The organism is Methanococcoides sp. LMO-2 (assembly GCF_038432375.1).
In the GTDB taxonomy this organism is placed as follows: domain Archaea; phylum Halobacteriota; class Methanosarcinia; order Methanosarcinales; family Methanosarcinaceae; genus Methanococcoides; species Methanococcoides cohabitans.
Genome location: NZ_JBCAUS010000005.1, coordinates 1 through 12,584, shown reverse-complemented (window position 1 = coordinate 12,584; position 12,584 = coordinate 1). Strand labels below are relative to the sequence as shown.

12 protein-coding genes are annotated in these 12,584 nt (G+C 46.6%); 9 read left to right on the top strand and 3 right to left on the bottom strand.

Features of this window, described 5'->3' with window-relative positions:
- Positions 1-18: 18 nt before the first annotated feature.
- From WOA13_RS07095 to WOA13_RS07055, 9 genes are all read left to right on the top strand, one after another.
- Positions 19-483 carry a CBS domain-containing protein gene (locus WOA13_RS07095; protein ID WP_342127240.1) on the top strand — a complete coding sequence of 155 codons (465 nt, stop codon included), beginning with the start codon at positions 19-21 and terminating at the stop codon, positions 481-483.
- Positions 484-493: 10 nt separating this feature from the next.
- A complete protein-coding gene (argJ, locus tag WOA13_RS07090; RefSeq protein ID WP_342127239.1) occupies positions 494-1,678 on the top strand; it encodes a bifunctional ornithine acetyltransferase/N-acetylglutamate synthase in 1,185 nt (394 codons plus the stop codon).
- A gap of 39 nt (positions 1,679-1,717) precedes the next feature.
- Entirely contained in the window at positions 1,718-3,178 is a 1,461-nt protein-coding gene (gene pfkC / locus WOA13_RS07085) for an ADP-specific phosphofructokinase (RefSeq protein WP_342127238.1), read from the top strand.
- Positions 3,179-3,187: 9 nt separating this feature from the next.
- Positions 3,188-4,531, top strand: coding sequence for an ADP-dependent glucokinase/phosphofructokinase (locus tag WOA13_RS07080; RefSeq protein ID WP_342127237.1), 1,344 nt, complete (start codon positions 3,188-3,190; stop codon positions 4,529-4,531).
- Positions 4,532-4,632: 101 nt separating this feature from the next.
- Positions 4,633-5,361, top strand: coding sequence for a sugar phosphate isomerase/epimerase family protein (locus WOA13_RS07075; protein WP_342127236.1), 729 nt, complete (start codon positions 4,633-4,635; stop codon positions 5,359-5,361).
- A gap of 87 nt (positions 5,362-5,448) precedes the next feature.
- Complete coding sequence (locus WOA13_RS07070) at positions 5,449-5,964, top strand: ArsR family transcriptional regulator (RefSeq protein WP_342127235.1); 516 nt, start codon at positions 5,449-5,451, stop codon at positions 5,962-5,964.
- 77 nt (positions 5,965-6,041) lie between these two features.
- Positions 6,042-7,181: a radical SAM protein gene (locus WOA13_RS07065; protein ID WP_342127234.1), complete on the top strand. Its 1,140-nt coding sequence runs from the start codon at positions 6,042-6,044 to the stop codon at positions 7,179-7,181.
- A complete protein-coding gene (locus tag WOA13_RS07060) occupies positions 7,178-8,011 on the top strand; it encodes a DUF4130 domain-containing protein (RefSeq protein WP_342127233.1) in 834 nt (277 codons plus the stop codon). The genes WOA13_RS07065 and WOA13_RS07060 overlap by 4 nt, the downstream gene beginning before the upstream one ends.
- Positions 8,012-8,031: 20 nt before the next feature.
- Positions 8,032-10,137, top strand: a complete 2,106-nt coding sequence (locus WOA13_RS07055; RefSeq protein ID WP_342127232.1) for a P-loop NTPase family protein — start codon at positions 8,032-8,034, stop codon at positions 10,135-10,137.
- A 49-nt stretch (positions 10,138-10,186) separates the two neighbouring features.
- On the opposite strand, the gene hisB is transcribed toward WOA13_RS07055, so the two are convergent.
- The 3 genes from hisB to hisG are packed head-to-tail and all read right to left on the bottom strand — an operon-like array spanning position 10,187 to position 12,394.
- Positions 10,187-10,762, bottom strand: a complete 576-nt coding sequence (gene hisB / locus WOA13_RS07050) for an imidazoleglycerol-phosphate dehydratase HisB (RefSeq protein ID WP_342127231.1) — start codon at positions 10,760-10,762, stop codon at positions 10,187-10,189.
- Positions 10,763-10,786: 24 nt separating this feature from the next.
- On the bottom strand, positions 10,787-11,527 hold the full coding sequence (gene hisA / locus WOA13_RS07045) for a 1-(5-phosphoribosyl)-5-[(5-phosphoribosylamino)methylideneamino]imidazole-4-carboxamide isomerase (protein ID WP_342127230.1): 741 nt from the start codon (positions 11,525-11,527) through the stop codon (positions 10,787-10,789).
- Positions 11,528-11,539: 12 nt separating this feature from the next.
- The gene (gene hisG, locus WOA13_RS07040) at positions 11,540-12,394 is read right to left on the bottom strand and encodes an ATP phosphoribosyltransferase (RefSeq protein ID WP_342127229.1); all 855 of its coding nucleotides are present in this window, start codon (positions 12,392-12,394) and stop codon (positions 11,540-11,542) included.
- Positions 12,395-12,584: the final 190 nt, after the last annotated feature.

Sequence of the window (12,584 nt, the reverse complement as noted above, 5' to 3'; positions counted from 1 at the left end):
AAAAAAGGAGATCTGATCATGAAAGTAAAGGATATTATGAGTAGCAGTGTCATTGTGTGCAGTCCTGAAGATCCTATCAGCAGTGTTGCACAGTTGCTGAAAAAAGAGAACATCAGTGGAGTTCCTGTGGTCTCTGATGGTGATGTCGTAGGCATTGTGTCAGAGGGGGACCTGTTAAAGCTTCTGGACGTCCCGGAACACGGCGGGCTGTGGCTTCCAAGCCCTTTCGAGGTCATCGAAATACCAATACGTGAGCTCATCAGCTGGGAAGATACAAAGAGGATGCTTTCAGACATAGGGTCAAAACCTATCCGTGATATCATGGAGAAGGATGTTTTCAGCATTGGTCCGGAAAGTTCCGTTGAAGATGCTTCAAGATCAATGACAAAGCATAAGGTTAACAGACTTCCTGTACTCGATGGTAATGAACTTGTAGGTATTATCACACGCGGGGATATAATTCGCGGTCTTGCAGGTATTTAATGTGGTTCAAATGAAAGTGATAGATGGCGGGATATGTTCAGTAAAAGGAGTTCGCTCCTACGGTATCAAGCCGGGAAAGATGGGACTTGCGGTGATCGTAGCCGAGGGTAATGCAGCAGGTGTTTTCACAAGGAACAAAGTGATAGCTGCTCCCCTTATCGTAACCCGTGAAGCTCTTGAGAAGAACGGAAAGCTGGCTGCAATAATAGCCAACAGTGGTAATGCTAACGCTTTTACCGGCGAGGAAGGTTTAGCCGATGCCAGGGAAATGGCATCTATTCTTGCAGGCAAACTCGGGGTTGACAGTGAACTTATTGGTGTAGCATCCACAGGTGTTATCGGACGCAAGCTTGATGTTGGCTGGATCAATGAAAACGTCGGGGAAGTTGTGGATTCGCTTACCTCATCAGCTCAGGGAAACAGCAAGGCAGCACGTGCTATCATGACAACGGACACAGTTCCGAAGATGGCTGCCGTTGAGCTGAGTTCCAATGTTTGCATTGGAGGCATTGCCAAGGGATCCGGAATGATCGAGCCTAACATGGGAACAATGCTGGGGTTTGTCTATACGGATGCTGAGGTTGATAGTGATGTCCTTGACAGTTGCCTGAAAAAAGCTGTGGACAGAACCTTCAACATGATTGTGGTGGATGGTGATACCAGTACCAATGATATGGTATTGCTTACAGCCACCGGTGCGTCAGGGGTCAGGCCTGACATCGACGAGTTCCAGCAGGGTCTTGAACATGTGCTGACAGACCTTGCAAAGCAGATCGCAAAGGACGGTGAGGGTGCCACACGGCTTATCGAGGCGCAGGTAAATGGTGCAGTTTCATTGGAAGACGCCAGGCTTGTTGCAAAGGCCATTGTCCGTTCACCGCTTGTCAAATCCGCAATCTTCGGAAAAGATCCGAATTGGGGGCGTGTCGTGGCAGCGGCAGGTTATTCCGGTGCGGATGTTGATCAGTCAAAGATCTCACTTGCATTTTCTAATGGTTCGGATTCTGCAGTCCTTGTAGATAATGGCAAGATCATATCAGAGGACAGCGAAATGCTAGGTAAGCTAGCTTCCATCATGGGCAGCCCGGAGGTTATGATCAGGGTTGACCTTGGCATTGGGGATTCGTCTGCAACAGCATGGGGTTGCGACCTGACGTATGATTATGTGAGGATAAATGCAGAGTATACAACTTGAAGCAGCCGTTCCGGCTGTTATGATTTAAAAGGTGATCTTGTGGAAATTGGGGAGTGGGATTCTGTTTATCATAAGTCCTATGAGGACATTCGTTCTTCTATTGGAAATGTCAGGGGGATATTTGTTGCATACAACAGCAACATCGATGCGATCAAGCACGTAGGACCTGAGGATATTGAGCATCTGTTGATGAATGTGGATATCTCTGAGGTTCGGGAGAAGGTTTTCGAGTATCCGCGGCAGATCGATTCTCCTTCTGACCTTGTTGCAAGGCTTATCATAGCCATGCGTGACGGGAAGGCCGCCGAGGTGCCAACGAACACGACAGAGATTCATGACTGGCTCACGGACCATCTGGTCTTTGATTCTGCAAGAATGGGTGGTCAGGCTGGCATCATATCAAACCTTCTGGCATCCATGGGGGTCGAGAAGGTCATTTCCTATGTACCATGGCTTTCTGAGGAGCAGGCAGAGTATTTTGTTGATTCCGATAACCTGCTGTTCCCTGTGGTGGAGGATGAGAAACTTGTGCTCAGGCATCCGAAAGAGGCGTTTGATCCTGATAATAGCCCAAAGGTCAACTGGATCCTGGAATTCTCAAAGGGAATGGAGGTGAAGTTCGCGGGTGAGCATTTTGTTATCCCGAGGGACAACCGTTTGATCATTTCATCCAGACCGAAGTGGATACGTATCGATATGGCCCCCGAGATCTACGAAAAGATACCTCAGTTGAAGGCGGACATTGACGGTGCTATACTGGCAGGCTACCAGATGATCAAGGAGGAATATGAGGACGGTTCCACCTACATGGACTATGTTGAAAAGGCCGTGAATGTCATCGAAGAGCTCAAGGAGGGCAATCCTGACATCCGCATACATGTGGAATTCACCTCAATACAGAACAAGGTTATCAGGACAGCAATACTCAATCATATCGTCCGAAAGCATGTGCATTCCCTAGGACTTGACACCGTTGAGGTTGCCAATGCACTGAACGTTCTCGGTTTTGAGGAGCTGGCCTATTCTGTCATCAATAAGGGTGAGAATGCTATCATTTCACTTTATGAGGGGGCTGTGAAGCTTTTGAGGGACCTTGACCTTGAAAGGGTGCACATCCATTCCCTCGGGTTTTACATATGTCTTGTATCGAAGGACTGTCCGGTATCCGTTGAGGACCATCGCAATGCCCTGTTGTTCGGATCAACAGTTGCAGCCGCAAAGGCATCCCTGGGTGAGATCCTTTCCCTGGAAAGTACGGAGTTAGGTCTTAATGTTCCTGTGTCCGACGAAGGGCACGGGGAGCTTGAAAAGCTTGAGAAACACCTTGTAAGAAGCGGGATGTCCAGCATGGAGGATTTCGAGAACGGATGCATCTGCACTCCATGGTATGATGCGATCATTGTCCCGACAAAGGTGGTAAGTGAACCTGTTGCAACCGTGGGTATCGGAGATGCTATCTCTGCGGCTTCATTTGTGGGATTTCTTTCTAAGCTTAAGTGAGGGATTTGCATGAAGGTCCTTTGCGGATACAATGTGAACATCGATGCTGTGTACCGGATGACCGGTGAGGAGATCTCAGAGCTCCTGCATATGTTGGACAGGGAAGAGCTTCGGGAGAAATTATGTGAACCTCCGGGGGAGATAAGATCGCTATCCGATCTTGTGGCAGGATTGGTGCTGCACATGCAAAAAGGCACAGGTGGGGAATGGTTCATTTATTCAGATGATGTTTTCCGTTTCCTGAAAGGCCGCTATTATGATAAATGTGAGATACGCCTTGGGGGAAATATGGGTATAATGGCAAACGTCATGTCCCATATGGGCGCAGAGCAGGTTGTCATGAATGCTGTAGGTGACATCAATTCGATAAAACCATTGATGTCAGGTGAGAACATTGTTTTTGCAGGTGAGTCCGTTCCACAGAATGCTTCTATGTCCAAAGATGCAAATGAGATCATCCATTTTGTCTTTGATTTCAGTAATGGAGCGCAGTTCAAGGTTCTCGGAGATGAAGTTACAGTGCCCAGAGAGAACCGTTTCATTGCCACATATGATGACATCAATACGGAGCTTACTATAACTCCTGAGTTTGAGGAGTACAGCCGTGAGCATGTAAATGAGATGGACGGTGCTATCATTTCCGGTTTCAACCAGTTACAGAAATTTTATCCTGATGGCTCCGGATATAAGGAACGGTTTGAAAAGGCACATTCACAATTGGAGGGCTGGAAAGCTCTCAATCCGGATTTGCCGATCCATGTTGAGTTTGGTCATTTCATGAGTATGGATATGGGTGTGGCAATCTTCAGCGAACTTGCCGGAACAGTCGATAGCATTGGAATGAACGAAGATGAATTGTTCATGCTTGCTGAGCTGCATGGGGTTCCATCGGACATGATACGGAAAATGGATGCCTGCGCCATCCTCGATGCCTGTGTGAGGTGTGCTTCATCGACGGGCCTGAAGAAGATCGTCCTGCACACACGTGATTTCGTGATGAGCATTTTTGCGGAAAGGACTTCCAGCCCGGCCCGGGAGATGGAGAGCATGCAGTTCGGTGTGATGTGTGCAGCAGCTTTCGCAGCATCAGGAAGACTGCCTGAACGGTCACAACTCGTGGATTCTGTAAGGGGTCTTGCCAGAAGTGAGGAAGGGTTGAAGCAGGTAACCAGATTGCAGGATCTTATCGGGGGCGAAGAGTTCGAAGGCGGTGTATTTGGGGAGTACAGAGGTTATTCGGTGTGCATCCTGCCGACCATCATCTGTGAGGAACCGGTGTCCACTGTGGGGCTTGGGGATACGGTGTCTTCAGCTACTTTCTTGAGGTGGCTGGAGATTGGAAGTGAATATTGATTGGAAGTGTCTGTAATCATGGATTGGTTCTGTGCATTAGACATTATCTTGAAGAACTTAATTGCTAAATTGATTTTATCATAATTTGAAGAGTTGTTAATATGATAGGTATCTCATCCTTTGCTTTTCACGAACTTTCACTTTCAGAAGCACTGGGAAAAATAGAACCAATGGCGGATTGCGCAGAAATCTTCTCCGAAGGAAGGCATGATCTCATTCGTGAGGAAGAACTGGCATACTCCTATGACCTGAAGTACACGGTCCACGCTCCGAGCACTGATATGAACCTGTCCAGCCTGAGGGAACCTATGCGCCTTGCAGCTATTAATGTGGTCCAACAGATGGCTGACATATGCAATGATCTGGATTCAGATATCCTGGTGGTACATCCCGGATATTTTTCCTATCCAGTTGATATGCCATATGCACAGAAGGCATTTGAAAGATCAGTAGTTGACCTTAAGAACATATCAAAAGATACGGGTGTCAGGATATGTATCGAGAATATGCCAAAATGGGATTGTTTTTTGTTCAGGCACCCGGGATTTGATCTTGGAGATAATGGTTTTACTCTGGATGTGGGTCATGCGAACACATTGGGTAACCTGAATGAATTCCTGGAAACAATGGGGGATTCTGTCTCACACTTCCACTTACATGATAACAATGGGGATATTGATGATCATTTTTCCATTGGGACCGGGAACATTGATTTCGGATCATTTTCCGGGTTGCTTAAGAAAAGCAAAGCAACTAAGATCATTGAAAATAAAAGTGAGGCGGACGTGCTAAGCAGTCTGGATGCTTTAAAAAGAATGGGTATTAAGTGAATTTGCTTTTCCTCAACAAGGCAAAAGGCATTTGACTGTTAACGTTGTGACAACAGGTTTATATATGATAAAGTTCCCTTTTCAATTATGAGTCAGATAGATAATAAAGTGTTCCATGCTCTGGGAAGTGACACACGTATAAGGATGCTTGAGCTACTTGATGAATCCGAACGCCATATATCTGAACTTGCAAGGGAACTGGAGATTTCCGTTCCGGTGGCTGCAAAGCACGTTAAGATACTGGAAGAGGCCGACCTTGTTGAGCGAAGGATCTTTGGAAAGACCCATGTTCTGAAACCGAACAGGGAGAATATCTATCTTGCAATGAACGTGTTCGCTCCTACAAAGTCAATTGAGGTTGAAAAAGGAACGAGCCTGCTTGATGCTCTTCGTGGTGTTGCAGCTGTAAAGGTTAAGAAGAAAGGTGACAGGGAAGTTATCGTTTCAACAGACGGGGATGAAGGGCTCTACGTTTATGAGATAAATGGTGAGTTCTCGGAGAAATCTGTTCAGAACTGTATCATTGATGAAGATACAACTATAGAATGGAAGAAACTGGAACCTGTTACAAAGATCAAGCTTGACATTCATGTCAAGGAATGATCTCTCTTTTTTTACTAAATAATACTTTCACACCGCTTGGCTGTTGGTTATATAGCTATGCTGCAATCTAACAATTGATGATTGCGGAAAGAAGGAACGAACAACACCTGACATTATCGGAGAGAATGCAATTGCTCTCCTCAGGAACTAAATATGACAGCTGCAACCAGAGTGCAGTATGCCATGCGTTCGGTCCCGACGGAAGATGCATACAGCTGTATAAGACATTGCTATCTAATTCCTGTGCAGGCGAGTGTGCATATTGCCCGAACCGTTGTGAACGGGATACTATGAGAGCAACTCTTGATCCTGAGGAGATCGCAAAGATCACCTGGTCATTTTACAGAAGAAATGCTATCGAGGGTTTGTTCCTTTCTTCCGGCATAATGGGTGATGCCGAGCAGACATCACAGAAACAACTGGAAGTGGTCGAACTTTTGAGAGGTCAGGGTTTCAAGGGCTACATCAACATCCGTGTGATGCCGGGCACTCCTAAATATTTACTTGAGCAGATCGCCGAACATGCGAACAAGTTCGGTGTGAATGCAGAGACCACAAATTCAGTGAACTATTCTGAGATCTGCCCCAATTTCGATTACAAGAACGATGTTCTCCAGAGGCTCAAATGGACAAAGGACCTCATACACAAAAAGAGGAGGGAATATTCAGGAATGGGCAGGCTTGTAGGAGCAAATGACACGCAGTTCGTAGTTGGAGCGGTGTCGGAACCTGACAGGGATATTGTGAAAACCGTTGACAGGTTCATGGACAAATACGAACTTCGGAGGCCTTATTTTATGAGTTTCGACCCTGTTCCCGATACTCCGCTTGAGGATGGAATTGCATCTCCTAAATGGCGTGAGCAGAGATTGTATCAAATGTCTTTCCTGCTGAAGGATTACGGTCTGAGGGCAAATGACTTTGATGAGATCTATAATGAGGAAGGTTTCCTTGGAAATGCAGACCCGAAAGTAATGCTCGCCCAATCACAACCTGACAGGTTCCCGGTTGATGTTAATTCCGCAGACATGCCTGACCTTCTTCTGGTTCCCGGAATCGGTCCGATAAGTGCTAACAGAATAGTACGTTCCCGCCCCATAGCTTCCGAGCAGGAGCTTGCACGCATGGGTGTTGTTGTGACACATGCACGTCCATACATCTCTATAAACGGTTCCAGGCAGTCTAACCTCGCATCTTTCCTGGGGGCATGTTCATGATACTGGCTTTTAATGCTAATGTGGATGGTGTTCTGCTCGCCTGTTCCTATTTCAGGGAACATCCTGAATCTGAGCTTATATCTGCAAAGAATCAGGATGAACTTAATCGCAAGCTTGGTTTTTCGTGCTCCGAAGGGGAGGTAAGGCGATTGGGATTCACTCCCTGTGGCAGTACCGAAGCCCTTTCAAAAGAGATCTTTGGAAAAAGAAAGGCACGTATGGCACGTTTTGATCCGAATCCTCTGAGATATCTTGATCTTCTTCTCAGGCACAGGAATTGTGACCCTGTTGAGCTTGTACACCTTATTATCTCATGCAATGGAGATACTGACCAGCTTTATTCAGGCAAGGGGAAACTGGCAAAAAAGTACTATAATTACATGCGTGATGTCTCAAGAGCATATGAGAGACTGTGCATGTTCTCGCGCCCCGAGTTCAAAGGCGGTATACTTTCCGTTGAGATTGATTCTCCTCATAATATCGGGGACCTGTTCTGCAGGTGGCTGTCAAGAAAGAATCCTGATGTTCCTGTAGCTGTTATCGTGAAAACGAATGCATGGGTTGGCAATGGTGACCTTCTGGGGCTGGATCGATTTTCAAAGCTCACCGCGGCTTTCGTTGAAAGCCTGAGGTCAACATCTGAGGACGATGAAGTTGATGGGCTATGGGATATCTACTATGATTCCCAGATGATAGATTCGCGTCGAAATATTGGTCTTGCTAAAAAGATGCAGCCAAAGTTCTCAGCGTCCATGAGCAAGATGTCAAAGAAGGACCGGTATAAGGTCGAGAGAGGTATAGCCAGCTGCAGGCTTGACAGTTTTGCATGAAGGGTGAGCTGTAAGGTGAAATGATGAATGGTCTAAAGGATATTCCGCGTATAGGGGAGAAGATGGCAAAGAGGTTCGAGGAACACTTTGGCAGTGAAGATGCAGCTCTTGAAGCTATTCTGGGTGGCGATATAGCAGGTATATCAGAAGTTGAAGGTGTTGGGCAGCGTTATGCTATCTCCCTGGTCCATGAAGTGAGGGCACAGTTCGAAGGTGTGACCATGAATGATTTTCTTAAGACAAAAGAGGGTGTTGATATCTATGAGCACCTCCTTGATATCATCAAGCAGTTCAGCCATACAAGATACGCAAAGGATAAACTGCATGTCTATATCCCATATCCGGAAAGCAAGAGAGATAAGATCGAGGAAGTTCGTAAGGCTACGGCAGGTTATGTGGAAACTGCACGTGTCATGGGGGGTAATAATGATCTCATCTCAATGCTGTCATGCATTAAGGCTATCGATCGCAAATGTGCGGTTCCCCGGATACGCGACCGTGCAATCCTTACCACAGAGAGTAAGCAGTATGAGATCGCAAAGGAAACCTATGGCGACCTGATGGACGTCCAGCTTGTAAAAGGGGCCGGGGAATTTGTCGATACTGCAAGAGGCTATTCACACGTGGTGGCAGCGGATGACAAATGTATGATGTTTGACCTGCCCGAGGATATTGATCCTGAGTTCATACCTGATATAAGGAAAGTTGATATGTGGAACATGGTTCCTGAGCTCGAGATCGCATTTTTCGCAAAGAACCTTTCATCCCTGGAAAGTACCATTCTCATGACGCAGATGCTGCGTTCATCAGGGATCAGTTTTCTGGGAGATCTTGAAGATGAAGATCTTGAGTATCTCAAGAGTACCCTTTCACTGATCGACAGCAGCGGGGATGTGAAAGCAGGGTCCGATGATGCTATTGATCGCCTTGTCAGGATCTCTGAACAGGTGGACGAATGTGTTTCAGCGGCAATATCAGATGCCAACTCTACCCTTGATTCATGCCTTGAACAAAGCAAACTTACCCTTAGCGGTCAGGATATGCTGAAGGTCATGAATGGAAAGATGGAGATAAAGGACCTGCTTGAAAAGGAGCTTTATCACTCCTATAATTCCGTTGTAAAGGATGCAAAGCAAAGGATCGCTGGAGAGCTTAGTCTTGAGAAAGCCGAGCTATTGCTCCTGGAATCTTTCTTCTCTGATGAGATCTCGCATCCTCTTGAAGTACAACATGAGCATCTTTATGCCTTTAAGCAGCAGATATCCAATCGGATACAGAGAAAGAAGGTGGAGCACAAACGCAATATTGCGAAGTCTCTTTCCGGTTACCACGACATTGCACAAAAAATGGTACGTGAGGCACTGGATTTCGATGTCGGCTTTTCAATAGGCTGCTTTGCCCGGGAATTCGATCTTCAGATGCCTGAACTGATCGAAGGTTCCGGAATTGCCTTTGAGGATGCCAGTAACCTTTTCATAAAGACAAGACATGGCTCGGTGGTTCCCATCGATTATTCGGTTGGGGGGACGAGCCAGGATCCGGATGGTAATAATAGTCGTGTTGTACTGTTGAGTGGCGTCAATTCCGGTGGAAAGACATCCATGCTTGAGCTTGTGGCACAATGCATAATCCTTGCTCATATGGGATTCCCGACACCTGCAAAGCGCCTGGAGATCGGTCTGACAGAAGGTTTCTACTATTTCGGGAAATCAAAGGGAACACTGGATGCAGGCGCGTTCGAGACAACACTTGTTGATTTCTCGGTGGTTGCTGACGATTCTTCGAAGATCGTGCTTGCAGATGAGCTTGAATCAATCACCGAGCCAGGTGCTTCTGCAAAGATAATCGGGGGTATACTTGAGGTGCTTTCTGAGAATAGCAATAGTATGTCTGTGTTCGTATCCCATCTTGCAGAGCTGATCCTCGAGAATACTGAATGTCCTGTTCGGGTTGATGGAATTGAAGCAAGTGGTCTTGACAGTGATCTCAATCTGGTAGTAGAGAGGACTCCTAGGTACAATTACGTGGCAAAAAGCACTCCTGAGCTCATTGTGGAAAGGCTGTCAAGAAAATCTGATGGTATCGAGCAGGAGTTCTATAACAGGTTAAAAGAAAAGTTCCGGTAAGCCGCTGTTCCTCAGGGCTTACTCGGTATTGATATTTGTTAATTTGACTTCAAAGCACGCCTTTTGTGCTTTTGATACCTTCGCCTTCGATCTTCACTGCACGGCGAAGTGCATAGGCGAAGGCCTTGAAAAGTGTCTCGATCTTGTGGTGATCGTTGAAGCCTGTAACAGTTGCATGCAGGTTCATTTTTGCATTCTCTGTCAGGGATTCAAAGAAATGCTTCACAAGTTGCGTGTTCATCTCACCAACTCTTGGGGAGTCGAACTCAGCGTTCATCACAAGGTAGCTACGGCCACCAAGGTCAAGGACAACGTCTGCCAGGGCTTCATCCATGGGTATGCGTGCTTCGCCGAATCTTGCGATACCGTTCTTATCGCCAACCGCCTGTGCGATGGCCTGTCCCAGGACAATGGCAGTATCCTCAATGAGGTGGTGCTCATCGACGATCAGGTCACCTGTTGCATCGATCTTCAGGTCAAAGCTCCCGTGTCTTGCAAAGGAATTGAGCATGTGGTCAAAGAACCCGATACCGGTATTGATCTCTGCTGAACCCTTGCCGTCAAGGTCAAGTTCCATCCGAATGTCCGTCTCTTTTGTCTTTCGTGCGATCTTTGCATTTCTCATAGTGTTACCCTTGCCGGTCTGTACTTAAATTTCATCAGTGATGGTATTTATTGCTTCCGTCAATGTGAAGTTTTTCTTGTAGAGAGCACTCCCGACCACAACTCCACTTGCACCTGTGTTCTTCAGCGTGATGATGTCATCAAGGGTCGTGACCCCGCCGGATGCGATCACCGGGATATTGACGGCTTTTACGAGGTCTTCGGTAGGTTTAGGATCGACTCCGCTTAAAAGGCCCTCTGTGTCTATGTTGGTGAACAGTATGGTTCCGGCACCTTTCTCTTCGAACATTGATCCCATCTCGACCGCTGTATGTTCGGACTCCTTTGTCCAGCCTTCAATGGAGATCTTTCCGTTCTTGGAATCCAGGGCAACATTGATCCGGTCACTACCGAATTCCCTGGATAGCCTGCTGATAAGTTCAGGGTCTCTCAATGCGGCAGTGCTCAGGATGACCCTGTCCACTCCGATCTCAAGGAGGGTTGCGGCGTCCTCGAAGGAACGTATTCCTCCACCGACCTGTATATATATGCCCTGAGGCTTGCATTTTTCCACAATGTTCCTGATGATGGGTGCATTTGTGCGCGTTCCTTCTATCGCACCGTCAAGGTCGATAAGGTGAAGTGTCTTTGCTCCTTGTGCTACCCAGTCAAGGGCGACTTCCACAGGGTCATCGAGGGAGACCATCTCACTGCCCGGGACACCCTGGACGAGCTGGACGCATTTCCCTCCCTTCATATCAACTGCAGGGATTACTTCAAAGCTCATTATGGTACCTCTTTATGGGATCATTCTCTCAATAGGCACGACCAGTATGTCGAATGCACCTGCTTTTTTGAGACGGTTTATGGTGGCAAATATTATGTCCGCATCGACTACGGCGTGCACTGCCACGATATTCTCTTTGGATTCCACTTTCATCACAGTCGGTCCTGCAAGTCCTGGAAGTTCCTCTTTTACATCATCAAGTTTGTCAGAAGGCACGTTCATCATAAGATATCTCTTCTGCTTTGCGTGAAGGACACTTTCAAGAGCTGTTTTGATGTGCTGGACCTTCTCTTCTGCTTCCGCTGTCTTGTGATTGGCAATGAGGTAGATCGATGAAGTGAATACCTTCTCGATCACCTTCAGATGGTTCATTGCAAGTGTGGTTCCTGAGCTTGAAATATCCACAATGGCATCGGCAATTCCAACATGTGGTGTCATTTCACATGCGCCGCTTACCTTTACCACATCAATGCTAATGCCAAGGTTCTCAAAATAATTGGCTGTGATCACCGGGAACTCAGTTGCCACTCTCATTCCTTCGAGGTCCTGTGGGGATGCGATCTCCGAATCTTCCGGAACGGCCAGCACAAGGTCTGCTCCACCGTATTTCAGGTCAAGCAGCATCTCAACATCGGAATTTGTTTCGGATATGAGATCGAGGCCTGTGATCCCTACGTCTGCGGCACCGTCCTGTACATATTCAGGGATGTCTGCGGCCCTTGCAAAAAGGAACGTTATTTCAGGGTCTGTGGTCTTTGCGAACAGTTTTCTGTTGGAGCCTCCGAGTACCGGAAGGCCTGCTTCTTTGAACAGGTCAACTGTGGGGTCGTGTAATCTTCCTTTGTTAGGTATTGCAATACGTATCATTTGAAGTCCTTCTGAAGAACAAAGATATTTGTGTTCTTTATGATCATTGATTTGTCAAACTTTTTTGGGATTTATGTTCTCAAATACATTTATCCTTTATAAGTATTGCATGGATGAACCGAGTTATTTCTTTCGTTGATTATTTGATGGTTCATTCTATCAAATTATAATACATTCATTCATCCATTCA

Bases quoted from the DNA above. Each gene is read 5' to 3' on its own strand.
- WOA13_RS07095 (WP_342127240.1), top strand. From the start codon at position 19: ATGAAAGTAAAGGATATTATGAGTAGCAGTGTCATTGTGTGCAGTCCT.
- argJ (WP_342127239.1), top strand. From the start codon at position 494: ATGAAAGTGATAGATGGCGGGATATGTTCAGTAAAAGGAGTTCGCTCC.
- WOA13_RS07080 (WP_342127237.1), top strand. From the start codon at position 3,188: ATGAAGGTCCTTTGCGGATACAATGTGAACATCGATGCTGTGTACCGG.
- WOA13_RS07075 (WP_342127236.1), top strand. From the start codon at position 4,633: ATGATAGGTATCTCATCCTTTGCTTTTCACGAACTTTCACTTTCAGAA.
- WOA13_RS07070 (WP_342127235.1), top strand. From the start codon at position 5,449: ATGAGTCAGATAGATAATAAAGTGTTCCATGCTCTGGGAAGTGACACA.
- WOA13_RS07065 (WP_342127234.1), top strand. From the start codon at position 6,042: ATGATTGCGGAAAGAAGGAACGAACAACACCTGACATTATCGGAGAGA.
- WOA13_RS07060 (WP_342127233.1), top strand. From the start codon at position 7,178: ATGATACTGGCTTTTAATGCTAATGTGGATGGTGTTCTGCTCGCCTGT.
- WOA13_RS07055 (WP_342127232.1), top strand. From the start codon at position 8,032: ATGATGAATGGTCTAAAGGATATTCCGCGTATAGGGGAGAAGATGGCA.
- hisB (WP_342127231.1), bottom strand. From the start codon at position 10,762: ATGAGAAATGCAAAGATCGCACGAAAGACAAAAGAGACGGACATTCGG.
- hisA (WP_342127230.1), bottom strand. From the start codon at position 11,527: ATGAGCTTTGAAGTAATCCCTGCAGTTGATATGAAGGGAGGGAAATGC.
- hisG (WP_342127229.1), bottom strand. From the start codon at position 12,394: ATGATACGTATTGCAATACCTAACAAAGGAAGATTACACGACCCCACA.